This window comes from Microseira wollei NIES-4236, assembly GCF_020521235.1.
Classification (GTDB): Bacteria; Cyanobacteriota; Cyanobacteriia; order Cyanobacteriales; family Aerosakkonemataceae; genus Microseira; species Microseira wollei.
The window spans coordinates 22,255-46,014 of the sequence record NZ_BLAY01000040.1; the positions used below are offsets into that span (position 1 = coordinate 22,255).

A 23,760-nucleotide genomic window follows, 5' to 3' on the forward strand; every position below is an offset into this window, starting at 1 on the left:
AGTATCGCTTGATGTAACTAGCAACTTGCGTTAAATAGTAGAATACAGAATATATTTTATCGGAAAGCCAGCTATGACATCAAAAGATATAGTGATATGGCTGCAAGAGCGAACGGCATTCAGCATTCTAAGGGCGGAAGTATTAGAAGACTTGGCGCAAAACATCCAAGAGCAAGTTATCCTGCCCAACCAGCGCCTGGTGCTAGAAGATACACCAACCCAGGGTGCGTACATTTTAAAACAGGGGAGGTTAGAAGGCGATCGCCAGAACCAAACTGGCTCGATTTGGGCGGTTAGTTTCCTCCCCGGAACCATTATTCACTTACAAGAATTGCTATTTGGACAACTCGCTCAAAGAACGATCGTAGCGCTGAGCGAATGTCAGTTATGGTTTATTCCGGCTGATAAATTTCGCGAGTTAGTAGAGAAATATCCTGAAATTACAAGAGCGTTCTCGCAACAACTGGCGATGGAACTGGCGCAGCTTTCTTCCCAGTTGAGTTACGAACAAGAACGCCAAACTGTTTTGCGACCATATTTAGTCACCAAAGCCAAACGGGGAGTGATAGGAAAAAGCCGCTATGCGGTGCGCCTGCGACAGCAAATTAAAGAAGCATCTAGCGGACGCGAACCAGTTTTAATTTTCGGCGAACCGGGGTTAGAAAAAGATAACCTTGCTGCTTTAATTCACTTCAATTCTGCACAGCGACGCGAACCTATTATTAAAGTAGATTGCAGTACGTTACAAGTGAGCGGTTCAGAACTATTTGGACGCGCCAACGGTAAAGCGGGACTGCTGGAATGGATCGGGACGGGAACGATAATTCTTAACAACATTCACGAACTTCCCAAGGAATTGACCCCCAAGGTGGCTCAATTGTTAGAAACTGGCACTTATACGCCTGTGAGTCGCAACGAAGAAGAGCAAGCACAGCCTATTTCTTGTGTGGCGCGGGTGATTGCAATCGCAGAAAAATACCTACCCACCATTGAACGCCAAGTCGGTCATTTAATCAAAGTCCCCCCGCTGCGAGTACGCAAAGCAGATATTAGCGCCCACGTTGAATATTACATTACCCTTTTGTGTCGCGCCAAAGGCATCGCCAAACCCCATTTAACACCCGAAGCATTGCGGCGGTTACAAGCGTATGATTTTCCCAATAATCTCAGGGAATTAGAAAGTTTAGTAGAACGCGCACTCGTCCAAAGCGTCAACGCCAAAGAACTAACCGAAGAAATTTTTTGGTCGGCACAAACCAAGAAAAAACTATTTCGGGTTAATCTTTTAAACGCCAATCCTTGGTTGCGGCGGTTTTTGCGAAGTCCTTGGTGGCCCGACCGGATTAATTATGGCTTTACCTTGTGGTTTTTCGCCATTGTTGTGATAATTTTATTTATTGGCCCCCAGAACCGCAATGAAAATTTTGCTTTGAACGCTTTTTGGGCTTGGTGGTGGCCTTTAGTATTGTTAGGATTTCCTTTTGTAGGACGCCTTTGGTGTGCCGTTTGTCCCTTCATGATTTACGGCGAAATCACTCAAAAACTTTCCCTCTGGTTATGGCCTAGACAATTAAAAAGATGGCCTAGAGAAAGCGCAGAAAAATGGGGCGGATGGTTTTTATTTGGCTTATTTACCCTAATATTCCTGTGGGAAGAACTCTGGAATTTAGAAAACACCGCCTACCTTTCTGACTGTTTGCTCCTATTAATTACAGCAGGAGCGATGATTTTTTCAGCTATTTTTGAACGGCGCTTTTGGTGCAGATATTTATGTCCAATTGGAGGAATGAACGGACTATTTGCCAAATTATCGATGACCGAACTAAGGGCGCAACAGGGGACTTGCTCCGCCGAATGCACCACCTATCAATGTTATAAAGGTGGCCCGCAAAAAGGGGAAGGAATGGAAACAGATGGATGTCCGTTATATTCTCATCCAGCACAGTTGGAAGATAACCGAGACTGCGTTTTATGCATGACTTGTCTCAAAGCTTGTCCTCACCGTTCCGTCGAGTTAAATTTACGTCCGCCAGGGATAGAATTGTGGACAACTCACGTACCTCGTACTTATGAAGTAGCGCTGTTAATGTTGCTTTTGGGAGGAATTTTTCTGCATAGATTACCGGAAATCCAATCAATTTTAGGGTTGAACCTGAATTTAACTCAATTTTGGCCTCATTTTGGCGTTTCCCTGGCAGCTTTAATTATTCCAGTGACTATCCCATTTTTAGCTTATGGGGTAATAAAGCTGTTTCAAGGTTCCCTAAAACCCCGCTCATTTGTAGATTTAGCTTATGGCTATTTACCTTTAGTATGGGGGGGAACTTTGGCGCACTATTTGCGTTTGGGGTTAGGGGAAGCTGGACGAATTATTCCAGTTACTTTTGCAACCTTTGGTTTGAATGGTGAAGGATTGCCGATATTAGTTGCCCATCCCGCCGTGATTGCATTTTTGCAAGGAACGACGCTGATTGCATCGGTATTGTTATCGTTGATATTGACGCAAAAAATTGCCCGTCAATCTTTCCGATTACTGCTACCGCAACATTTGGGTATAGTAATTTTGGCAATTAGTTTGTGGGCAATTATTATCCCTGTTGCATAAATGCCCAGAAATAAATTTCTGGCTGAAAGCTAAAACCCGTTAAAACGGGTTGGGTTTTTCGGTTGGGTTGAGAGATGAAACCTACAATACAGCCAGTAGGGTGCGTTAGCGCTAGCGTAACGCACCGTTCCACCATATTTATTATCGCTGCGTAAGTCCTCTATTAAAGAAGTTAAAGGACTAAAGTACTTACTACAAACTTGTAAGAAAAACTTACGCTTTGAACGTTAAAATCGGTTTCAAACGCGCCACCACACTCACTATCTTTGCTGCCACTTGAGCATCAATAACTGGTTGAATCGGTTTATAAGCCGCAGGTGCTTCTTCGATTCTGCGTTCTTCGCGCAAAGTAATACAATCTACCCCAGCTAAACCCAAAACTTCCTCATTTTTATTTGCACCCTCGCGACTAAGTTCAAACCGAGATTTCAGCCTTCCCGCACCATGAGAAGCAGAAGCAAGAAAATCTGGATTTCCTTTACCAACTAACAGAAAAGATGCAGCACCCATCGAACCAGGGATAATCACAGGTTGTCCTGCATGGGCGGGAGTTGCACCTTTGCGAATTACCCATCCGGCACCTTCTGGTAGCGTGATATTGTGGGGCAAATCGTAAACTAAAGGTGCTTCGATATCTCCATAAACTTCTCGCAGACGCAGGCGCAACAATTCTGCTAATAAAAGTCGGTTGACAAAGGCATAATTTGCCGCAGTTGCTTCTGCTTGTAAGTATTGAGTCACCAAATCTGGGTTGGCTTTAACAGAGAGGGGAAATAGGCGAGATTCAGGAAATGGGAGATTTTTAGGCCATGCAGACTGGGCAAAATCGCGCCACATACCGCCAATATATTTACCCACATTGCGGGAACCAGAATGAATCATAAAGGCAAGTTGTCCTTCGCGCACACCCCAAGCGAAAGCTGTTGCTTTATCATCTACTTTTTCCACCATTTGTACTTCGACAAAATGGTTACCCGAACCGATGGTAGCAAGTCCGCCATCGCGCACCAATCCATCTTCTGGGACTAATTCTTCTGGTGCCCATTTCGCATTTCCTGACATTGAACCGCTTAAATAAACGCGGTCAATTTCGGTTGCTAATTGGTCGAGGTTAGATTTGGTGATGCTACCAGTAGGTTTATCCAGCATTGCATCTAGAAAACCTGGGATTCCATGCTGAAATAAGGTGCGACAAGTGTGAGCTGTCATGGTAACGTCGCGAGTACCAAAAAAGTAGTCGCCTTTCATTAATTGTACAAAGCGATCGCGCCGTTTAAAAAATTCTTCAATTCCCAAATCTGCGACGTGTAAACGCATCCCGCAATTAATATCCGAACCGACAGCAACTGGTATAATTTGATCGGCTGTTTCTACTACCGAACCAATAGCAACTCCCCCATCTCCTGGATGAAAATCTGGAGTCGCACAAGCACGACAAACGCATCCTCCCGCCGGATGTCGCACGTTAGCTAAATTTGCCAATTGTTTGAGTGCTTTTGCTTCCACGGGGAAACTTTCTGGAAGCAAAACTTCGGCAATTGGTGCGTCGGGTGAATTAGAAAGGCGAACCGAATATGTACGATTTTCGTAACTGACATCAAGACCTTGGCGAGACAATGCTCGCAGCAATCGATTGAGATTTTTTGGCTGCATGAAAACTCCGTTGCAGGTTTATAAGTAGCCTGCGTTATGTGTAGACTCACATCTTGCACCAGTCGCCGTTACCTAGTCACCGTCACCCTTAAGGGTGCGGCTATACAAACGAAGTCCGCCTTCGCGGACTGAAGAAAAATCAAGAGTTTGTTAGCCTGCGTAGACAGGCTTTGTTTGTCTAGTCCTACCCTTCGAGGGTAGGTGCAAGATGTTTGTAGAGAGAATAGGAGACTTTGGTTCAGCAGCCGCAGTCTTAGTTCTTCTATAATAATGCTTTGAGGATTTCGGTGTCAATATAATCGATTATATTGGCGATCGCATCAACTCTATGTCAAGCTAAAAAACATGAATAACAGTAAAGAATTATTCACCATCGGGCATTCCAATCATAGCATTGAAGCGTTTATTGCGTTGCTTCAACAGCATGGAGTTACGGCGCTGGCGGATGTGCGATCGCATCCCTACAGTCGCTATTTACCCCACTTCACTCAATCCCCTTTAAAAGCCGCACTTTTAAATGCCGGAATTCGCTATGTTTTTCTGGGAAAAGAGTTAGGCGCAAGACCAAATAATCCCGATTGTTATGTTGATGGTAAAGCACTTTATGAAAGAATTGCTGCCACTGAATTATTCTCAGAAGGAATTCAACGCTTACTCAAAGGCGTAGAAACTTATAAAATTGCCCTCATGTGCGCGGAAAAAGACCCTATTACCTGTCATCGCGCCATTTTAGTTTGTCAAAATCTCCGGCAATTTGAATTAGAAATCAATCATATTCTCAACGATGGTAATTTAGAATCCCACAATCACCTCGAAGAAAGGATGTTAAATTTGCATGGGTTAAGCGACGCCCAACAAAATAAACCCAAGCAGCTATCGCTTTTTGATGCGGTACAATCAACAGATACCTCTATTCGCCCTAAAGAAGAAAGGCTCAAAGAAGCTTATCATTTACAAGGCGATAGGATTGCCTACCAGGAAAAAACAAATGAAACAGACTCTTGATTTATACACGATTGGCTTTACTAAAAAAAGCGCCCAACAATTCTTCGATACCCTCGTAAAAGCGGGAGTTAAACGAGTCGTAGATACCCGACTGAATAATGTATCCCAGTTGGCAGGGTTTGCCAAACGAGAAGACCTTAAGTATTTTCTGGGAAAGATTGGGAATATTGAATACATTCACCTGCTGGAGTTAGCACCCACAAAAGATATTTTGGACGCATATAAAAAAGATGGCGGAGATTGGGAAACCTATGAGAAGAAGTTCTTGCAACTGATGCGCGATCGCCAAATCGAGGAACGCATTTCACCAGACATTCTACAGGGTGGATGTCTCCTCTGTAGCGAAGCCAAACCCCATAATTGCCATCGCCGTTTAGTTGCAGAATACCTAAACGAAAAGTGGGGGAATGTCAAGATATGCCATCTGTAACTAGATTAATTTGTCTCGCCAATTCGTGGAAACATGGCGACAGGTGTATCGCTGGAATTAGCACAATTAAAGGACAGTGGATTCGCGTAGTTTCCGATTTACCCGATGGTCGAATTACCAAAGAAATGCGACAGATTGGCGGGACAGAACCCGCCTTATTAGATATTTTAGCCATTCCTTTAGCCAAAACCGGGCCAGATTACGGCTTTGAAACCGAAAACCTCTCAGTTTTGCCGGGAAAATGGGAGCGAGTCGGAGAAGTTACACCCGCACACCTGCTCAAATTTTGTAGCAAAGAAGAGTACATTTTGCACAACGATTTGAGACATGTGGAAGTTCCCTATTTGCAATCCTTGCCAGTATCTCAGCGACGGACTTTGGAATTAATCAAAGCAGTAAAAGTGTCCGTTAGACCCCTGGGAACGAAATACGAAGGCAGTCAAAAATGGGAAGGGACAATTGTGACCGAAAGCGGTAAAAAATTGACAACAAGTATCACAGATCCGGTATTTGTGAGAAAATTGGACTTAGGATATCGGCCTGAAAATCATTGTTTGGTTACGGTTAGTTTAAGTATGCCTTGGCGTCCGGATGATTGGAGAGGAGAAGGCGATCCTTGTTGGAAATTGATCGCAGGTGTGGTGGAATTACCGGAGGAACATAAGCCAAAAATAGAGAGCAAAGATGATTTGGATGACTTGCCGTTTTGAAATGCGATCGCATTAAGATCCTGAGTCAAAAACCCTTGGCGATCGCATATATTAAAGATAGGTAGCAATGGGCAATTTTATGATGCGGTACAAAGAACGCTATTTGGTAGATGAAAACGGAAATCGCATTGGGGTATTTCTGGATATCGCAGATTACCAAAAACTTCTGGAAGAGCTAGAAGAGTTGGAAGCAATTTGTGCCTATGACGCTGCCAAGGAATCTGATGACGAAGCAATTCCCTTTGAAGTTGCGATCGCTGAAATTGAGCAGGATCCGGAATGAACTATACTATCTTTATCCTGCGACGCGCTCAAAAAGATCGCGATGTTTACCGCTGAATTTTGGCTGAGAATGAGGTGCGATCGCCCCTCCAGATTTAGTCACACATATCCCTTCATGGCATACCTTGGAGATACTTAGCGATAGACAGTTTCAAGATATTCGTAATCATATTGCAAAACCCTCCTAGTTAATGTACTGAATTTGGTAAACAGGAGCGACATTTTCATCCATTAGATAGCGAATCATTTTGGTGCTTTTCCACTACTTCTTTTATATTCCCAGGTGCAGCTAATTCCCGTTGGCGGCGAAGTGCTTTGTGTACTTCTGGATCGCGTCCGTATTTCGCTATCCGTTCCCGCAGTCGGATGATTGCAGGATGGGGATTCATTTCTTGATTCTTCCATTGCTGGTGACTCCACTCTAACCAATCTGCAAAGTATTTCCCGATAGTTTCTTTGTTATGCAAGTAATACAAAATCGTCGCGTAAACTTGCTCTAAAGTCACAGTCCGAAATTTCGGCACAATTTCCTCTGGACTTAGCTTGCGATGAATATATTCATAGAGAATACTTTCAATGCCAACCCGCGTCCCTTTAATCCGAATGTCCTTCGGTGCTAGAAAGTCGAAATAGTCTTCTAATTGCATGGTTTATCCCTCCCTTGACTCACCATTTTAGTTTAATTGACAGATGAATAACAAAGTTATAATCTGGAGCTGAAAGATTATAACTGAAATATGGAGGTGATTTTTGGGAGTGATGCACCTTGAATTTTTCCTCCCATATTCACGAATCAATTCTATCTAAAATTAAGTGTTCTGGTATCCAAAACTTATCCATCGGCATCAAAATCGCTTCGGGGATAAAGATATCCATTTGTTGCCCCCTTAAAATTGCGGGTGGCAATAAACCAAAGAGTTCGCCATATTCTTTCACTTCTTCCAGGATCAGATCGAATTCTTCTTGTACCTCATCGGGGTCAAGACAGTGAATTCCTCCTTCATCTTCGTAATATTCCTCCTCCTCGGGGTTGAAGGGGGAAGGGATCAGCTGATCCAATAAGTAATCTAACTTCTCGAATTCCCGACGCGGGATCAGGGCGGCGACTTCTTCCCCCGCTTGGTGTAAGATGATGCGATCGCCATCCAACACGACGCGGGCAATCGCCTCCTCCAACTTCTCCCTAACTTCATCAGTACTTAAACGGATAAATCCCGCATCTTCACCAACCGACTCTTTGTTTGTGCGCGATCGCATAACATCCCTCCCAAGGTCAAGGCACAATAGATTAAGTCGATCGTGCCAAACTAACTCAAGTCCTTATTTAAACCTTTTTTTCCCTATGACTCATCCTTTCCTCCAACGCCTCCACAGTCCCCAACGTCCCGTTATCGTCTTTGACGGCGCGATGGGAACCAACTTGCAAGTGCAAAACCTCACCGCCGACGACTTTGGCGGTGCGGAATACGAAGGTTGCAATGAATATCTGGTACACACCAAACCAGAAGCAGTAGCAAAGGTGCATCGCGACTTCCTGGCGGCGGGTGCGGATGTGATCGAAACCGATACTTTTGGCGGCACTTCCGTTGTGTTGGCAGAGTATGACTTAGCAGATCGGGCGTATTATCTCAACAAAACCGCCGCAGAACTTGCCAAGCGCGTCGCCAGTGAATTTTCCACACCAGAAAAACCGCGATTTGTAGCAGGTTCGATGGGACCAGGTACTAAGTTGCCGACGTTGGGACATATTGGTTTTGACACGTTAAAAGCTGCTTTTATCGAACAAGCAGAAGGACTTTATGACGGCGGCGTCGATCTATTTATCATCGAAACTTGTCAGGATGTGCTGCAAATTAAAGCGGCGTTGAATGCAGTTGAAGCAGTGTTTCAGAACAAAGGACAGCGGATTCCCATAATGGTTTCCGTGACGATGGAAGTTCAGGGGACAATGCTTGTAGGTTCCGATATTAGTGCCGTCCTATCGATTCTGGAACCTTACCCAATTGATATTCTCGGTCTAAACTGCGCCACCGGACCAGACCGCATGGCAGAACACATCAAATATCTCTGCGAACATTCGCCGTTTGTAGTTTCTTGCATTCCCAATGCCGGGTTACCCGAAAATATTGGCGGTCACGCCCATTACAAATTAACGCCGATGGAACTGCGGATGGCGTTGATGAAATTTGTCGAAGATTGGGGCGTGCAAGTAATTGGTGGTTGTTGCGGGACTCGCCCCGAACACATTCAAGCATTAGCCGAAATTGGTAATACTTTGACGCCAAAACAACGGCATCCTGAATTTGAACCTTCGGCAGCTTCTATTTATAGCGCCCAACCTTACATTCAAGATAATTCTTTCCTGATTGTGGGGGAAAGATTAAACGCCAGCGGTTCTAAGAAATGCCGCGATTTACTCAATGCAGAAGATTGGGATGGACTCGTTTCTTTGGCAAAATCCCAAGTAAAAGAAGGCGCGCACATCCTCGATGTCAACGTCGATTATGTGGGGCGCAACGGCGAACGGGATATGCACGAATTGGCTTCGCGCTTAGTCACAAATGCTACCTTGCCCCTGATGCTCGACTCGACGGAATGGCAGAAAATGGAGGCGGGTTTAAAGGTCGTCGGAGGTAAGTGTATCCTCAATTCCACCAACTATGAAGATGGGGAAGAACGCTTCTTCAAGGTGTTGGAATTGGCGAAAAAATACGGTGCTGGTGTCGTGATTGGCACTATCGACGAAGAAGGGATGGCGCGGACGGCGGATCAGAAGTTTGCCATCGCACAACGCGCCTACAACCAAGCCGTCGCATTCGGCATCCCGCCCCACGAGATATTTTTTGATACACTCGCTCTACCAATTTCCACGGGGATAGAAGAAGACCGCGCCAACGGAAAAGCCACCATCGAATCGATTCGCCGCATCCGGCAAGAATTGCCAGGATGTCACGTTCTTTTAGGTGTATCCAATGTATCTTTCGGGTTAAATCCAGCGGCGCGGGTTGTCCTCAATTCCATGTTCTTGCACGAAGCCATGCAAGTGGGAATGGATGCGGCGATTGTCAGTGCGAGTAAAATTTTGCCCTTGGCGAAAATTGAACCAGAACATCAAGAAGTTTGCCGCAAGTTAATTTACGACGAACGGCAGTTTGACGGGGATATTTGCACGTATGACCCCTTAGGGGAGCTTACCAAACTATTTGAAGGGAAGACAACCAAGCGCGATCGCAGCGGCGATGAAAACCTCCCCGTAGAAGAACGCCTCAAGCGTCACATTATAGACGGCGAACGCATTGGTTTAGAAGCCGCATTGGCAAAAGCACTAGAACAATATCCACCATTAGAAATTATCAACACCTTCTTGTTAGATGGCATGAAAGTGGTGGGAGAATTGTTCGGTTCGGGACAAATGCAACTACCTTTCGTATTGCAATCAGCCGAAACCATGAAAGCAGCGGTGGCATATTTGCAACCGTTCATGGAAAAAGAAGAAACTGGCGATAATTCCAAGGGAACATTTATCATTGCCACCGTTAAAGGCGATGTCCACGATATTGGTAAAAACCTCGTGGATATCATTCTTTCTAATAACGGCTACAGGGTGATTAACCTGGGGATTAAACAGCCAGTGGACAACATCATCGAAGCTTACGAACAGCACAAAGCAGACTGCATCGCCATGAGTGGTTTGCTGGTGAAATCCACCGCCTTCATGAAAGAGAACTTGGAGGTATTTAACGAACGGGGAATTACAGTTCCGGTGATTTTGGGCGGTGCGGCTTTGACGCCGAAGTTTGTCCATGAAGATTGTCAGAATACTTACAAAGGCAAGGTTGTTTATGGCAAGGACGCTTTCTCGGATCTGCACTTCATGGATAAATTAATGCCAGCAAAGGCAGCAGGAAAGTGGGATGATTTAAACGGATTTTTGGGTGAATTCGCCGAAGAGAATGGCAAAACATCTGCTACAAATGGCAAGGCTGCTAGCGAATCTGAAGCATCATCCGCGAAGAAAGCTGCTGAAAAACCGGAAGTAGAAGATACCAATCGTTCCGAAGCAGTCGCAATCGATATTGAACGTCCCACGCCGCCTTTCTGGGGAAGTCAATTATTGCAGCCAGAAGATATCCCATTAGAAGAGGTTTTCTGGTATTTGGATTTGCAAGCTTTGATTGCTGGACAATGGCAATTCCGCAAGCCAAAAGAACAATCGCGGGAAGAGTATGATGGGTTTTTGGCAGAGAAGGTTTATCCGATTTTAGAGGAGTGGAAGCAGCGAGTTATTGAGGAAAAGCTACTGCATCCGCAGGCGATTTATGGGTATTTCCCTTGTTTGGCTGAGGGGAATTCGCTGTATATCTACGATGCGGAAATGATCAAGGGCGGGCAGGATGCCCACCCCACAAGTCGAGTGGCAACGTTTAATTTTCCGCGTCAAAAGTCTATGCGCCGTTTGTGCATCGCGGATTTCTTTGCACCCGTTGAGTCGGGGAAGTTTGATGTGTTTCCCATGCAGGCGGTGACGGTGGGAAATATTGCGACGGAGTACGCGCAAAAGTTGTTTGCAGAGAACAAATACACCGATTATTTGTATTTCCACGGGTTAGCGGTGCAAACGGCGGAAGCGGTGGCGGAATGGGTACATGCGCGCATTCGTCGCGAGTTGGGATTTGGGGATAAGGAACCAGATAATATTCGCGATATTTTGGCGCAACGGTATCAAGGTTCGCGGTATAGTTTTGGATATCCGGCTTGTCCGAATATTCAGGATCAGTATAAGCAGTTGGAGTTGTTGGGAGCAAATCGCATCAACCTTTATATGGATGAAAGCGAACAACTTTATCCGGAACAATCAACAACGGCGATTATTACCTATCACCCAGTCGCGAAATACTTCAGTGCTTAATTAAGAATTTAAGAAACCCGGTTTTTTAGAAAAACCGGGTTTCTCTACTCATATCTTGCACCAGTCGATTCACCCGCCGTGGAATCAATTCCACGGCTCATAGCGAAAGTCCATTGAAATGGACTGAAATATTATATACCAAGCATTTAGTCCTCTTGAGAGGACTTTCGCTGTTAGCCAGGGAATTGATTCCCTGGCGGGTGAGTAGGCAGGTGCAAGATGTGAGTGTACTTATCAGTCACACGATCGATTTAAAAGGAAGCTCTGACGATGCCTGAACCCGATTGGCTAACAGATGAAGTCTTCGTGGTCGAGGATTTGTTCTCGCCGCAGGAGTGTGAAGAATACATCGAGTTGAGTGAGTCCTTGGGCTACGAGGAGGCGCTGGTGACCTCTCCCTATGGGCAGATCCTACGAACCGACATCCGGAACAACCAGCGCGTTATCTATGACGATTTGGAGCTAGCAGACGAATTCTGGCAGCGAATCGAAGACCTCGTACCGACCAAGAAGGACAATTACTGGGCTGTCGGTGTAAACGAGCGCTTTCGCTTTTATCGCTATGACCCCGGTCAGCAGTTTGACTGGCATCAGGATGCTCCGTTCGAGCGGGACAATAGCGAGCGTAGCTTTTGGACTTTTATGATCTATCTCAACGACGGGTTCGAGGGCGGAGAAACCTCTTTCAATGACTCGTACTCGGATCGGCCTTTTGGGGACTTCCAGGTCTTTCCCCGTACAGGTATGGCTCTGTTCTTCATCCATTCGGTTTATCACAAGGGTGAGCCAGTAATTCAGGGGTGCAAATATGTCCTGCGTACCGATGTCATGTATGCCTCGTATTGGTAGGTCTGCCTATTTAAGAGCAGGGGGAAATAAACCAGTTGCGAAAAAAAAGAGAAAATAGAAGGTATTGAATTTGTTGATTGAAACCTATTTTCAGCAGTTTCGTGAGTTGATTGAAAACTGTAGTGTTGTACAGTCATTCAATCTTTTACCAGAAAAATTTAGGAGAAATTTGAAATTTGGATTATAATAATATATATCCATCTTCCTTGGAAAACCCTACCCAAATAACCTTACTTAACCTGTAGTGATGAGCTATGATCGATTCTCTCAATGTGGCTCGCTACTTCATTGTAAGAGCTTACGAGGACGGTATAGAAGCTGAAATGACCAACATGAAAGTTCAAAAGCTTCTATATTATGCACAAAGCCTACATTTAGCCTTGTACGATGAGCCGTTGTTTGCTGAACAAATCCAAGCATGGCGATACGGCCCTGTGTGTCCTCCTGCTTACAGGTTTTACAGCGAGTTTGAAGCTAAGCAATTACCTATTCCCGATAAAGAATTATTGTTAGAAATTCCTCAAGAAAAGAAAGAGCTTCTGGAAGAAGTTTGGGAATATTTTGGGGGTTACCATGCCTATCGACTTAGCGATATGACTCACTTGGAGTTTCCTTGGAAAAAAGCTCGCAAGGGATTGCCACCTCAAGCAAGTTCAACTGAGCCGATTCTGCTTGAGGATATGAAAGCATTAGGTCATCAGAAGCTAGATTTGATAGAGCGCGATCATCCCGCTTATGAGTCGGTCATGTCTGAAGTCTTGAAGGATACTTCTGATTCACAATCCTCAAATCGCATTAGCAAAGGAGAAGTACGTGACTGGCTCAACTCCCTTCTCGATTGAAGAATCGGAAAATTTCAAGCGTTCTTTCAAAAAGCTTGCTAAAACTCACGGCTCTGATTTTGTTGAGGTTGTTGCGCAAGTTTTAGAAGCTTTGATTGAAGACCAGTACCCGCTCAATTCTCGTAATGAACCTTTACCTGGGAAGATTGATTTACCTGAAGGATGGACTTTTCACAAGTTGCAGTTTAAATTTTCTAAAGGTGCTTCAGGGCAAATCAGATTGATGTATTTAGTCAATCCGACTGATTGTGCAATCAGACTGGTGTGGATTTACAGTCACGAGCAGTTTGCCAAACGTCCTGCTGACAAAGATTTAAAGAGTGTTATTAAAGAAATATTAGATTTTTAGCTAACTGAGTCATTGCTTCATCAGCACGTTGCTTTTCCTGTTCGGCGCGTTGACGTTCCTGTTCTTTCAGTTGAGCTAATTCAACATAGGTGAGGAACCGTTCTCCTGAAGGCGAAAAAATTTCCAGATCGTTTCCTGTTACTTGGAACCTAATTTGTAATCGGGGACTCACCCAGTTATTCATTTCTTCTATTAGTTCTAGTTTCTCTCCAGAACGCAACCAACCGATTGCATCAACTTCATCTAAGTCATAAACATAATATTCTTCAACACCGAAGCGCTCATAAAACTTAAGCTTCTGAAGCATTTCTTGGAATCTTTTCAGACGACTACCGGGAGATAAGACTTCCAATACTACTTGTGGCGGGATATTCTCTTCTTCCCATTGTTTGTAAGAACCTCTGTCGCCTTTTGGTCTGCCAAAAACAACCATAGTATCGGGTGCTTGGCTAGTCTTGTTATCGCCTTCAACGGGATACCAAAGTAAATCCCCTGCAACAAACACATCGAGATTATTGGCAAATAACAGTTCTAAATTTTCTTTAATTGTCACAATCGGGCGAAATTGTTTGGTGTTGTCTGCCATTGGTTGACCATCGCTTTCCGGGTAAATGATGGCGGGCGCGGTATTGGTTGGTAGTTGTTTGACCATGTTGCTGCCTCGCGAACCTGGGAGGACTGCTTTCATTGTAGCGATCGCCGTCTGCGTATCATCACCGCGATCGCGTTCGCACTGCTTGCCTCGAATACACCTAGTTGGGTCAAATTCTCCCAAGTTTGTAAAATTTGAAAAAAAAATAGCCGCAAGCTCTTAAAATAAAAAATATGCGTGAATTTACGGCAAATCCGGGCTTCTCCTATTTCTAGACGTTTAGAGGGATATCTAACTTGACGAAATTTGAGGGAATGCTCAAAGTCCTAGCTCACGATCGATTAGTTTCATGTTTTATTCCATTGGTCGAAGAACTTTTATTTGGCAAATCGCTAATCTAGTCGGATTGTTCCTAGCGAGTTGCCATTCTGCTAGCAACCTAAAGGAGGTCAACAATATGAAACTTGACAGTAGTGCCTTTTCCGCAAACGCCCTAATTCCCCCTAAATATACCTGCGACGGTCAAGATATTTCTCCTCCCCTCCAATGGGATGAACCCCCACCAGGAACGCAAAGCTTTGTTTTAATTGTTGACGACCCAGATGCACCGGGTCGGACATTTGTCCATTGGGTTGTTTACGACATACCTGCTGTTGTCCGCGAACTACCACAGCAAGTTCCCACCCAGAAAACTTTAGCTGATGGTAGCATCCAGGGCAGAAATGATTTTGGCAAATTTGGTTATGGTGGTCCGTGTCCTCCCAGCGGCACCCACCGATACTTTTTTAAACTTTATGCCCTCGATCAAACCTTGGGACTGGCAGAGGGTGCTACCAAAGATAAAGTAGTCGCAGCAATGGAGGGTCATATTTTGGCGTCGGCAGAACTGATCGGACGCTATTCGCGACAGCGTTAATTTTTTCGGGTATTGCAAAAAAAAAGCACCTTTTTTAAGGTGCTAAATACAAGCATGAGGATTTGAACTTTTCCAGGACTTACGCAAGAAGAGAAAAGAAACTTGGTTTCGACCGTCGATCTGTGATTGCCAAACCAACGATTTTTCGGAGCGCCCTTTGTTTCTTTGCGTAAGTCCTATTTTCCATTGAGTTTCTAATAACTCAAATTGCTAGTTATCTCTCTTGGAGCGGCTAATGGCTAATGGCTAATGGCGAGATTGGTAAAAATCCTAGATTAGCAATTAGCCATTAGCCATTAGCAACGCCAAAGTTTATAACTAGCAACTTGCGTTAATAGTGCGTTCAACGCTCGGTTCTGTAAGTATTGCGATCGCGCGTTCCCACAGCCGCACCCGCCAAGGACGCGACTAAACCTAGCAAAGAACCAAATACAAACGACCAACCTACTCTAGCCGCATTGCCAGCCAATTCGCGCGCTTGTTGAGCCGATACGTTGGGGGCTTGGTTCGGTATGTTCACCGCGCCCCGCTGAGCTTGGTTGATCGCTTCCCCAGCGTTAGATGCGATCGCTCCAAACGTACCCGCTACCCCACTCGCTAACAGCCAAGAACCCAATGCTAAGGTTGTTGCCCACAAAATTGCACCGTTGAGCATGGCCGTATTGCGGTTCATCGGACCGCTAGCACGAGCTGCAACCCAACTACCGACAAATAAACTAATAAACAAACTGATAATTGACCAAATGCCTATACCAGTGCCAACATCCCCAGCATTTGTTCTGGGCGCCCCTGAAGTTGAAAGGCCGCTCAGACCGATGGCAGCACCCAAAGCGCTTAAAATTAATTGCGTTGCTAAAGCAACCAAAACACCTGCAATAATTGGCCCCCACCTGACGCGGTCGTGATAATCAACAACGCGAGTCCCTACGACTGGCTCAGCAACAATATTTTCTCCTGGTCTATTTACGTATGTCACGGTTTTTTCCCTCCGTTATGCCTCGATCCGAATCTAGTTTTTATCTTTGGCGATCTTTACGCTTGAGCTTTAATGTAGGGCGAAATAGATCCGGTGAATATCTACCAGTAGAAAGAACTGCTATCTATCAAAAGAAATAAATAGAATAATTACGTAGCTTTGACGATGTTAATTGGTAATTGGTAATTGGATTAAAAGGCTGCGAATTCTTGACAACTATCCATTAAACTCGAACTCTTTAGAGCGTATTTGATAAGTATTTGATCTCCCTATGCCCCCTTGTTAATGAGGGTTAAGGGGGAGCCAAGTCTCCCTTTTTAAGGGGGATCAAAGTCCCACTTGTTAAGGGGGATTTAAGGGGATCTCCAACTAATAAAGGTAACGCGAACGACTGTTGAAAATCATATAACAGTAAATAGTCTTTTTGTCAAGCCCAGACTGCCCAGATCGTGTGTAGGCGATCGCGTGTGACAGTTGCGTAAGTCCTGAGTAATATAAAAGTCTAGCAGCAGATTCAGGAGTTTGGAAGGAATCAGTAGTAATGGCATCTTCCCTATTTACACAATCTCCCCCAACCTACACGATCAAACAAAGACCGACAAGCGGATACCGATGCTGGCAGCTACTTTGGAGCATTTTGCTAGTGCTGGCAATTTGGAATGTGCCCCAATGCGCTCTGGCAGATGCCAACCAACAGGATATCAATGGGATTATTCGCACGCGGGAGATGGCTCTGCAAGCTCTCAACACTCGTGATTTTTCCAAAATTGAGCCTTACTTACATCCAACCTTCACGATCACAACGGTCGATAACCGTGTTTTTCATAAGGTGCAAGACTTTGAAAATTACTGGAATCAGCAATTCTCCAGTTCGATCAAAGACATCAAAATGACTTTGAAGGTGGATACTCCCAAAAGGTTTCTGTCGCCAGAGACTGCGGTTTCCTACGGAGATGCGATCGCAACGTTCTATTTCCGGGATGGTAATTCGGCTAATATGGCGATGCGGTGGACAGCCGTGATGCAAAAGTTTCAAGGCAGATGGACAATTCAATCGCTGCATTTCTCTTCTAACCTACTGAATAACCCGGTACTGAATGGTACCCAGCAAGTGGGTCGTGCTACGACAGTTGCCGCAGGGGTGGGCGGCTTTTTGCTGGGGGCAGTCGGGATGCTGCTATGGCATCGCAGGCGTAAACAACCAAGGGAAAGAGTGTAGCCAATATGGTGGAAACAAGTACCGATCGGTTAAGTAATGATATCAGCGGCGATCGCGATCGCCGTGTCAAGGCAACGCTGGTAGTTCTACTAATCTGGGGAATCGTCAGTTTACTCCACTGGCAACCCCAGACCCAATGGTTCATGGTGGGATTAACAGCAGTCCTAAGTATTCAAACAGCAAGAATGCTGATGGCAAAACCGACTTCTCCAACGATTGAGGGCGATGTTGATTTGCCGCAAGTCTCAATTCTAGTTCCCGCTAAAAATGAAAGTGCGGTCTTAATCGATCTAGTTGATAATCTATTTCACCTGAACTATCCAACTACTCATTTAGAGATTTGGGTAATTGATGATGGGAGTACCGATCGAACTCCTCAAATTTTGAGCAAATTACAAACTCAATTTCCCAAGTTACAAGTTCATCGGAGAGAATCAAAAGGCGGTAAATCAGGGGCGCTGAACTCAGTTTTTCCCTTTACGCAGGGAGACATTATCTTAGTCTGCGATGCCGATGCTCAACTTCCTGCGGATTTCCTACAGCAAATAGTTCCTCTATTCCAGCAGAGTGCGATCGGTGCGGTGCAGGTGCGAAAAAGCATTTCTAATGCCGAGCTTAATTTCCTAACTCGTTGCCAACAGATGGAAATGAATTGCGATGCTTTTCTACAAACCCATCGCATTGCTGTTGCTGGAATTACTGAACTCCGAGGAAATGGAATGTTAGTACGGCGAGAATTACTAGAACAGTGCAACGGTTGGAGCGAAGATACTGTCACTGACGATTTGGATCTAACTTTCAAGCTGTATTTAATCGGTACAAAAATTGAGTTTTTTACCCTGCCAGCCATTCGGGAAGAAGGGGTCACAACCTGGAGGAATCTTTGGCATCAACACTGTCGTTGGGCTGAAGGAGGCTATCAGCGTCACCTCGATTATTTTCCTCAAAATTTTACTTTAGGTTGGGCCAAAGAAATGGATTTATTGTTGTTTTTAATATTGCAATTTATTCTTCCTATTGGAGTCATTCCTGACCTGATATGGACAATCTTTTATAGTCACCATGCCGTTCTTTTCCCTCTGCAAACTTTACTCGGTTTTCTTTTAACCGTTGGTTTTATGGCGGGAATTAACCAATTTCAAGATTTACGAGGATGGCGATTAGTTTGGGCAACGATTCAAGGTTCTCTCTACATGGTGCATTGGATACCCGTGATGATTGTGGTAACATTAAGGATCTGCGTGAAAAAGGGGCGATCGCAGTGGGTTAAAACTGACCATTATGGGCGCTCGGCTTAATAAAAAATTGGGTATTGAGATAAATAAACAGATTCAATAGCGCCAAAGAAACAAAGATTCATGTTAAATTTGTTGATTCAAAACGGGTTAATTTTAGATGGGTTAGGCTCTGCGCCGATGCGGGGGGATATTGGCATTCAAAATGGTAAGATTGTGGCGATCGCATCCTCTCTTCCCCCCAATGCAGATCAAATTGTAGATGCTTCCGGGTTGTGGGTAACACCAGGATTTATCGACATTCACACTCACTACGATTTAGAGTTAGAAATTGCACCGGGATTGAGCGAATCAGTTCGTCATGGCGTTACCAGCGTTGTAATTGGTAATTGCAGCTTGTCTGTTGCAGTTGGTAAACCGCAAATGCTGGCAGATATTTTTCAGAGAGTCGAAACTCTTTCCCATCGGCTGATTGAGAAATGGTTAAAACAGTCGGTTTCTTGGCAGACACCCGCAGAATATTTAGCACATTTACAACAATTACCCCTTGGTGCCAATGTTGCACCACTATTTGGGCATAGTGCCTTACGCGCTCATGTGATGGGATTGGAACGAAGCCTAACAGTTCAACCCTCAGAAACCGAACTCAAAACCATGCAGCAAATCGCCGCAGATGTGTTAGAAGCGGGATTTATTGGTATCTCAATAGATATGTTTCCTTGGCATCGCATGAGTGGAGAATGGCGCGGTTGCACAATTCCATCACAACAGGCTAAATTTCCAGAATATGCTATGCTTGCCGATCTTTGTCGCGAACGAGATTTAGTTTTTCAAGTGACTCCGAATTTACAACGGCTGGCCTCTTTTCTAGATATTCTGCGCCTGGGTTCAGGAATTGGGCAAAAATCCTTAAGATTGACAGTTTTATCAGCGCTGGATGCCGTACACGATCGCAAATTATGGCGCATCTTTTCTCCCCTCCTTTATTTTTGGAACCGCCTGCTTAAGGGAAATGTTCGCTTTCAAACCTTGACTGAACCCTTCACGATTTATTCTGATGGTTCTGTCACTCCTTTATTTGAAGAATTCCCCACAGGCGCACAACTAAATAGCTGCGGTTCGCGACAGGAACGGCAACAATTATGGGAGTTAGAAACTTTTCGCCGCCAATTTCGCCAGGAATGGCTGAATAATTGGCGCAAATCATTCCATCGTCAGTTAGATTTAATGGAAATTGTGCGCTGTCCTGAAACGAGTTGGCAGGGATTAAGTTTTGCTGAAGTTGCCGCTCAAAAGCAACAGGAACCTGTAGATTTGTTTATTGAGGCGTTGCGGAAGTACGACACAGATTTGCGTTGGGTGGCGACGGGAGCGAACGATCGCTTAAAACCCCGTTTAGCACTCATGCAGCACCCCTATATTTTGCCCGGTTTTACGGATGCTGGCGCTCACGTGCGTAACCTGGGTTACTATGATGGGGCTTTATCTTTGCTCAAGCAAGCAGTTGCAACGAAGTTTCTGGCACCAGAAATTGCGATCGCTCGCGTTACAGGAGAACCCGCTGGTTGGTTTAGGCTGGATACAGGCGTTCTCAAAGTTGGTGCCGGGGCCGATCTGGTTTTACTTAATCCCCAAGCGCTCAACCAGCCTATCAGTCCCCAAGTGGAAATATCAGATCCAGTTCTAGATGGTGAACCTCGCATGGTTAAACGCGGATCGGAAGAAATTGTGGAAGCGGTTTATATTAATGGAATTAGAGTTGTTTGTCGGGGTCAAGTTAGCGATCGCTTAGGTCGAGAACGTCTGGGAACCGTTTTATTTCCATCTTTTTGCTCTCATAGTTTATGACTCCAATTTATCCAAAGTTGAAAAATAAAATTAGCGATCGCCTTCTCGATCATCCCTTTACAAACTACTGGGATATTTTTGTTCTCAAACACCAGCACCCCATCAATATCGCCCTTCATATTATCGGCATACTCTTCTTTTACGGCTTACTTTTCGCCATTTGGAAATCGCAAAATTACTGGTTACTATTAGGCTTGCCCCTCACGCAGTTAATCGGATTAGCCGGACATTTTTTATTTGAACGAAGCCATATTGATTTACAAGATGCTGTCTTCTCTTGGCGAGCTTCTTTCTGTTTAGCTAAAATGCTATTTAGGGTTCTATCCGGTCAATATGGAGAGGATATCCGCCAACGTCAGGAAATTTTACGGCAATATCAGTTAAAAGTAGATGTAACCCACTTGTAAATAAAGGTTTTTTATGCAGATTTTTAACAACTGGAATATCATTACAAAAGGTTGGTATATTGCTTGTCCCAGTCAAGCCTTATCTCCAGGAAAAGCAAAATCAGTAGAGATGTGCGGTCAAAAAATAGTCATTTTTCGAGGTGAAGATGGAAAAGTTCGGGCTTTAGATGCTTATTGCCCTCATCTCGGAACAGATTTAGGAATTGGGCAAGTTGATGGAAATTGGATTCGCTGTGCATTTCATCATTGGGCGTTTGATGAAACAGGATATTGTCAAAACATTCCTTGTCAATCGGAAATTCCTGCTGAAGCTAAATTACCAGCTTACGCAACTGAGGAAAAATACGGCTTTATTTGGATTTATCCTGATGCTAAAGCACCGGAAGGAGTGGTTGAATTTGACGAACTGAAGGGAAAAGAGATTGTCAGCCAAGCTGATACCGCTTTTGAAAGAAGTTGCCATCATCACATCTGTATGATGAATGGAATTGATGCTCAACATTTGAAGACTATTCATCATTTAGATATCAAAATGGAACTATCTTTACACACAAATGAATTAGGGACGCAAATTGACTTTACAATGCGGGGAGAATTTCCTAAAACAACGCTGCGCGAACGATTGGGTCAGCGATTTTTAGGGTCTAGCTATGAGTATTCTATGCGCTATGCACATGGTTGTATTGGTTTGCTGACGATGATGAAAAATGTGCGGCTATTTCCTCCGCTTCATACGATCTATGCTTACACTGCGATCGCACCAGGAAGAACGCGAATTCAACCGATTTACATTACTGAGAAACGTCAAGGTATTGTTGGATATTTGCTCAGTCAGTTCTTATTGTTGTGTACCCGCTTGGCTTACTATATGCTCAGAGATGAGGATGGCAAGATTTACGACAATATTCGCTTTAATCCCCAGGTACTCCTCAGCATTGATACGCCACTGACTCAGTATATGCAGTATGTAAACCAACTTGAACCGTCTCGATGGTCGCCGAGTGTCAAGGATGAATACTGAATTAAACCAACCACTCTGAGATCTGTCACATTGCTCAGAACCTCCAGCAGATTTGCTCAGTAGACTGTTAGTAGTATTCCCCAAAACCGAGTCTCAGTACTTCCCGAACGATGAATAGTTGGCTGGTTCCCGTTAAAGAGTTGCGCCCAAGCGATCGCACCGCAATGTACACCCTAATGAACAGCCATTTTAAAGGCATAACCTGGGATGGGTTCCAGACCGATCTCGATCGCAAAAACTGGGTGTTATTGTTAAGAAATGAAACAACTAATACTCTTAAAGGTTTTTCAACCCTAATGTTCTGTCAAACGAAGTTTTTAGGAGAGAAAATCAGCGTTATTTATTCAGGAGATACCATCGTCGATCCCAGTGCTTGGTCAAGTACGACCCTACCCCGGAGTTGGATCGCCGCCATCAACTTTCTGCGTCAAAAATATGATGAAAATAAACTATACTGGCTCCTAATTTGCTCTGGTTTTCGTACCTATCGCTTTCTTCCCACCTTTTGGAAAGAGTTCTATCCCCGCTACAATACAAATACACCTGTCTCTATTCAAAATTTAATGGCAATTTTGGCAGAAGAATATTATGGCGAGTTCTATAACAAAGCAACTGGAATTGTCCGCTTTAAATCTCCCCAAATTCTTCGGGATGGATTAATTGAAATTCCCAAAGAACGACAGAACAACCCCCATATTCAATTTTTTACAACCAAAAACCCTGGCTATCGGTTTGGGGATGAATTGGTTTGTTTGACAGAAATTTGTGATGAAAATCTCACCCATGCTGGACAACGGATGTGGGAGGCAGAATCGTCGCTAGAAGTTGTGCAAGACTCTGTTTTAATTTAATTTTTATGTCTCTTAACAAACCACATTCAACATTTAATAATCCAACGCAATTTATTCAGGGATGGTACTGGGCGCTACCCTCTAGAGAATTAAAAGTTGGTAGGGTGAGGGCTGTAACGCTTTTGGGTAGAAATTTAGCAATTTATCGAGGTGTTAGCGGTCAGGTAGTGGCGGTAGATGCCTATTGCCCCCACATGGGCGCTCATTTGGCAGAAGGAAAGGTAGATGGGGATGGAATTCGCTGTTTTTTCCATAATTGGAAGTATGATGCTAATGGAATTTGCGTAGATATTCCTTCGTTGGAAAAACCCCTACCTGTCTCTATCAAAACTTGGCATACGGCGGAACAGTATGGTCTGATTTGGGTTTGGGTGGGAGAAGAAAAGCCCTATTTGCTTCCTTTTGTACCGGAACTAGAACAGGCAGATTGCGATTATATTTTAGGGACTCGGTTTATTAAAAATTGTCATCCTAATGTGTTGTTGATTAATGGGATCGATGCTCATCACTTTAATACAGTCCACAATCTGCCTCTAGAAATTGTATTTGATTCAAAAGAATTGAATCCTAATGCGATCGCTTTTAGCAACACAACAAAGGGAGGTGATGATTCTTGGTTAATTCGTTTGATTCGTCCTCTCTACCAAAATGAAGTTACTTATAGTATGTGTTATTGGTATGGCAGCACGGGAACAGTAACGCTAGGCCCAGATTTTTTGCACTTCTATATTGTATTTGCACTGCGAACGATCGAGGGGGGTAAAACTGAGGGACAAACGGTTTTAATTACACCGAAGAGAGATGGATGTTTGGGATGGGGAATTAACCGGGGGTTACTATGGTTAACGCAGCAGGTTGGTAATTACTTTGCCAAGGGGGATACACAAGTTTTTCAGACGATTCAATTTGACCTTAAAACTCCCACAAAAGCCGATCGCTCAATTCTAGAATTTATTCAGCACTTTAACCGCCAGAAAGCGCTTACCTGGAAAACTTGGGAATCTGTTGAGAATGTAGAAAATAGCGATCGCAACTATCCACCGACCTCTTTAGTACTCTAG

23 protein-coding genes are annotated in these 23,760 nt (G+C 44.3%); 18 read left to right on the top strand and 5 right to left on the bottom strand.

What is annotated here, in order from left to right; translation table 11 throughout:
* Positions 1-73 precede the first annotated feature (73 nt).
* Positions 74-2,605: a sigma 54-interacting transcriptional regulator gene (locus tag MiSe_RS14970; RefSeq protein ID WP_226580841.1), complete on the top strand. Its 2,532-nt coding sequence runs from the start codon at positions 74-76 to the stop codon at positions 2,603-2,605.
* A gap of 213 nt (positions 2,606-2,818) precedes the next feature.
* On the opposite strand, the gene MiSe_RS14975 is transcribed toward MiSe_RS14970, so the two are convergent.
* Positions 2,819-4,258 (bottom strand): RtcB family protein, encoded by a 1,440-nt coding sequence (locus MiSe_RS14975; RefSeq protein WP_226580845.1) that lies wholly within the window; start codon positions 4,256-4,258, stop codon positions 2,819-2,821.
* A gap of 345 nt (positions 4,259-4,603) precedes the next feature.
* Between MiSe_RS14975 and MiSe_RS14980 the strand changes: the two genes are divergently transcribed.
* The 4 genes from MiSe_RS14980 to MiSe_RS14995 all read left to right on the top strand — a co-directional run bounded on the left by MiSe_RS14980 (position 4,604) and on the right by MiSe_RS14995 (position 6,686).
* Positions 4,604-5,263 carry a DUF488 domain-containing protein gene (locus tag MiSe_RS14980; protein WP_226580847.1) on the top strand — a complete coding sequence of 220 codons (660 nt, stop codon included), beginning with the start codon at positions 4,604-4,606 and terminating at the stop codon, positions 5,261-5,263.
* The gene (locus MiSe_RS14985) at positions 5,247-5,693 is read left to right on the top strand and encodes a DUF488 domain-containing protein (protein WP_226580850.1); all 447 of its coding nucleotides are present in this window, start codon (positions 5,247-5,249) and stop codon (positions 5,691-5,693) included. The genes MiSe_RS14980 and MiSe_RS14985 overlap by 17 nt, the downstream gene beginning before the upstream one ends.
* Positions 5,681-6,403 (top strand): dual OB domain-containing protein, encoded by a 723-nt coding sequence (locus MiSe_RS14990; RefSeq protein ID WP_226580853.1) that lies wholly within the window; start codon positions 5,681-5,683, stop codon positions 6,401-6,403. Before MiSe_RS14985 ends, MiSe_RS14990 begins: the two co-directional genes overlap by 13 nt.
* Before the next feature lie 79 nt (positions 6,404-6,482).
* On the top strand, positions 6,483-6,686 hold the full coding sequence (locus tag MiSe_RS14995) for a RelB antitoxin-like protein (protein WP_226580856.1): 204 nt from the start codon (positions 6,483-6,485) through the stop codon (positions 6,684-6,686).
* Positions 6,687-6,909: 223 nt separating this feature from the next.
* Here the strand turns inward: MiSe_RS14995 and MiSe_RS15000 are convergent, their stop codons facing one another.
* Together MiSe_RS15000 and MiSe_RS15005 are read right to left on the bottom strand one after the other, a co-directional pair.
* Positions 6,910-7,332, bottom strand: coding sequence for a DUF433 domain-containing protein (locus tag MiSe_RS15000; protein WP_226580858.1), 423 nt, complete (start codon positions 7,330-7,332; stop codon positions 6,910-6,912).
* 139 nt (positions 7,333-7,471) lie between these two features.
* Positions 7,472-7,942, bottom strand: coding sequence for a type II toxin-antitoxin system prevent-host-death family antitoxin (locus tag MiSe_RS15005; RefSeq protein WP_226580861.1), 471 nt, complete (start codon positions 7,940-7,942; stop codon positions 7,472-7,474).
* Between the two features lie 85 nt (positions 7,943-8,027).
* Between MiSe_RS15005 and metH the strand changes: the two genes are divergently transcribed.
* The 5 genes from metH to MiSe_RS15030 all read left to right on the top strand — a co-directional run bounded on the left by metH (position 8,028) and on the right by MiSe_RS15030 (position 13,634).
* Positions 8,028-11,594, top strand: a complete 3,567-nt coding sequence (gene metH / locus MiSe_RS15010) for a methionine synthase (protein WP_226580864.1) — start codon at positions 8,028-8,030, stop codon at positions 11,592-11,594.
* Between the two features lie 113 nt (positions 11,595-11,707).
* Entirely contained in the window at positions 11,708-11,872 is a 165-nt protein-coding gene (locus MiSe_RS15015) for a hypothetical protein (protein ID WP_226580866.1), read from the top strand.
* Complete coding sequence (locus MiSe_RS15020) at positions 11,865-12,443, top strand: prolyl hydroxylase family protein (RefSeq protein ID WP_226580868.1); 579 nt, start codon at positions 11,865-11,867, stop codon at positions 12,441-12,443. The genes MiSe_RS15015 and MiSe_RS15020 overlap by 8 nt, the downstream gene beginning before the upstream one ends.
* A 254-nt stretch (positions 12,444-12,697) precedes the next feature.
* Entirely contained in the window at positions 12,698-13,285 is a 588-nt protein-coding gene (locus MiSe_RS15025) for a Panacea domain-containing protein (RefSeq protein ID WP_226580871.1), read from the top strand.
* On the top strand, positions 13,257-13,634 hold the full coding sequence (locus MiSe_RS15030; RefSeq protein WP_226580872.1) for a hypothetical protein: 378 nt from the start codon (positions 13,257-13,259) through the stop codon (positions 13,632-13,634). Before MiSe_RS15025 ends, MiSe_RS15030 begins: the two co-directional genes overlap by 29 nt.
* Here the strand turns inward: MiSe_RS15030 and MiSe_RS15035 are convergent.
* On the bottom strand, positions 13,612-14,286 hold the full coding sequence (locus MiSe_RS15035) for a Uma2 family endonuclease (protein ID WP_226580950.1): 675 nt from the start codon (positions 14,284-14,286) through the stop codon (positions 13,612-13,614). The genes MiSe_RS15030 and MiSe_RS15035 overlap by 23 nt on opposite strands.
* A 397-nt stretch (positions 14,287-14,683) precedes the next feature.
* Here MiSe_RS15035 and MiSe_RS15040 point away from each other — a divergent pair, with 397 nt between their 5' ends.
* Positions 14,684-15,142, top strand: coding sequence for a YbhB/YbcL family Raf kinase inhibitor-like protein (locus MiSe_RS15040; RefSeq protein ID WP_226580875.1), 459 nt, complete (start codon positions 14,684-14,686; stop codon positions 15,140-15,142).
* Positions 15,143-15,485: 343 nt separating this feature from the next.
* Here MiSe_RS15040 and MiSe_RS15045 read toward each other — a convergent pair whose 3' ends face one another.
* Positions 15,486-16,118, bottom strand: coding sequence for a hypothetical protein (locus MiSe_RS15045; RefSeq protein WP_226580877.1), 633 nt, complete (start codon positions 16,116-16,118; stop codon positions 15,486-15,488).
* A 541-nt stretch (positions 16,119-16,659) separates the two neighbouring features.
* Between MiSe_RS15045 and MiSe_RS15050 the strand changes: the two genes are divergently transcribed.
* The 7 genes from MiSe_RS15050 (at position 16,660) to MiSe_RS15080 (ending at position 23,760) form a co-directional block, all read left to right on the top strand.
* Positions 16,660-17,337, top strand: coding sequence for a YybH family protein (locus MiSe_RS15050; RefSeq protein WP_226580880.1), 678 nt, complete (start codon positions 16,660-16,662; stop codon positions 17,335-17,337).
* A gap of 5 nt (positions 17,338-17,342) precedes the next feature.
* Positions 17,343-18,635 (top strand): glycosyltransferase family 2 protein, encoded by a 1,293-nt coding sequence (locus MiSe_RS15055; protein WP_226580890.1) that lies wholly within the window; start codon positions 17,343-17,345, stop codon positions 18,633-18,635.
* A 60-nt stretch (positions 18,636-18,695) separates the two neighbouring features.
* The gene (locus MiSe_RS15060) at positions 18,696-20,420 is read left to right on the top strand and encodes an N-acyl-D-amino-acid deacylase family protein (RefSeq protein ID WP_226580892.1); all 1,725 of its coding nucleotides are present in this window, start codon (positions 18,696-18,698) and stop codon (positions 20,418-20,420) included.
* Entirely contained in the window at positions 20,417-20,827 is a 411-nt protein-coding gene (locus MiSe_RS15065) for an Mpo1-like protein (protein WP_226580894.1), read from the top strand. The genes MiSe_RS15060 and MiSe_RS15065 overlap by 4 nt, the downstream gene beginning before the upstream one ends.
* A 13-nt stretch (positions 20,828-20,840) precedes the next feature.
* Positions 20,841-21,848, top strand: coding sequence for a Rieske 2Fe-2S domain-containing protein (locus MiSe_RS15070; RefSeq protein ID WP_226580897.1), 1,008 nt, complete (start codon positions 20,841-20,843; stop codon positions 21,846-21,848).
* A 110-nt stretch (positions 21,849-21,958) separates the two neighbouring features.
* Entirely contained in the window at positions 21,959-22,699 is a 741-nt protein-coding gene (locus MiSe_RS15075) for a hypothetical protein (protein ID WP_226580900.1), read from the top strand.
* A 5-nt stretch (positions 22,700-22,704) separates the two neighbouring features.
* Entirely contained in the window at positions 22,705-23,760 is a 1,056-nt protein-coding gene (locus tag MiSe_RS15080; protein WP_226580902.1) for an aromatic ring-hydroxylating dioxygenase subunit alpha, read from the top strand.

Bases quoted from the DNA above. Each gene is read 5' to 3' on its own strand.
- MiSe_RS15000 (WP_226580858.1), bottom strand. From the start codon at position 7,332: ATGCAATTAGAAGACTATTTCGACTTTCTAGCACCGAAGGACATTCGG.
- MiSe_RS15080 (WP_226580902.1), top strand. From the start codon at position 22,705: ATGTCTCTTAACAAACCACATTCAACATTTAATAATCCAACGCAATTT.
- MiSe_RS15035 (WP_226580950.1), bottom strand. From the start codon at position 14,286: ATGGTCAAACAACTACCAACCAATACCGCGCCCGCCATCATTTACCCG.
- MiSe_RS15020 (WP_226580868.1), top strand. From the start codon at position 11,865: ATGCCTGAACCCGATTGGCTAACAGATGAAGTCTTCGTGGTCGAGGAT.
- MiSe_RS14995 (WP_226580856.1), top strand. From the start codon at position 6,483: ATGATGCGGTACAAAGAACGCTATTTGGTAGATGAAAACGGAAATCGC.
- metH (WP_226580864.1), top strand. From the start codon at position 8,028: ATGACTCATCCTTTCCTCCAACGCCTCCACAGTCCCCAACGTCCCGTT.
- MiSe_RS15005 (WP_226580861.1), bottom strand. From the start codon at position 7,942: ATGCGATCGCGCACAAACAAAGAGTCGGTTGGTGAAGATGCGGGATTT.
- MiSe_RS15055 (WP_226580890.1), top strand. From the start codon at position 17,343: ATGGTGGAAACAAGTACCGATCGGTTAAGTAATGATATCAGCGGCGAT.
- MiSe_RS14970 (WP_226580841.1), top strand. From the start codon at position 74: ATGACATCAAAAGATATAGTGATATGGCTGCAAGAGCGAACGGCATTC.
- MiSe_RS15040 (WP_226580875.1), top strand. From the start codon at position 14,684: ATGAAACTTGACAGTAGTGCCTTTTCCGCAAACGCCCTAATTCCCCCT.
- MiSe_RS14985 (WP_226580850.1), top strand. From the start codon at position 5,247: ATGAAACAGACTCTTGATTTATACACGATTGGCTTTACTAAAAAAAGC.
- MiSe_RS15060 (WP_226580892.1), top strand. From the start codon at position 18,696: ATGTTAAATTTGTTGATTCAAAACGGGTTAATTTTAGATGGGTTAGGC.
- MiSe_RS14990 (WP_226580853.1), top strand. From the start codon at position 5,681: ATGCCATCTGTAACTAGATTAATTTGTCTCGCCAATTCGTGGAAACAT.
- MiSe_RS15070 (WP_226580897.1), top strand. From the start codon at position 20,841: ATGCAGATTTTTAACAACTGGAATATCATTACAAAAGGTTGGTATATT.
- MiSe_RS15065 (WP_226580894.1), top strand. From the start codon at position 20,417: ATGACTCCAATTTATCCAAAGTTGAAAAATAAAATTAGCGATCGCCTT.
- MiSe_RS15050 (WP_226580880.1), top strand. From the start codon at position 16,660: ATGGCATCTTCCCTATTTACACAATCTCCCCCAACCTACACGATCAAA.
- MiSe_RS15075 (WP_226580900.1), top strand. From the start codon at position 21,959: ATGAATAGTTGGCTGGTTCCCGTTAAAGAGTTGCGCCCAAGCGATCGC.
- MiSe_RS14980 (WP_226580847.1), top strand. From the start codon at position 4,604: ATGAATAACAGTAAAGAATTATTCACCATCGGGCATTCCAATCATAGC.
- MiSe_RS15025 (WP_226580871.1), top strand. From the start codon at position 12,698: ATGATCGATTCTCTCAATGTGGCTCGCTACTTCATTGTAAGAGCTTAC.
- MiSe_RS14975 (WP_226580845.1), bottom strand. From the start codon at position 4,258: ATGCAGCCAAAAAATCTCAATCGATTGCTGCGAGCATTGTCTCGCCAA.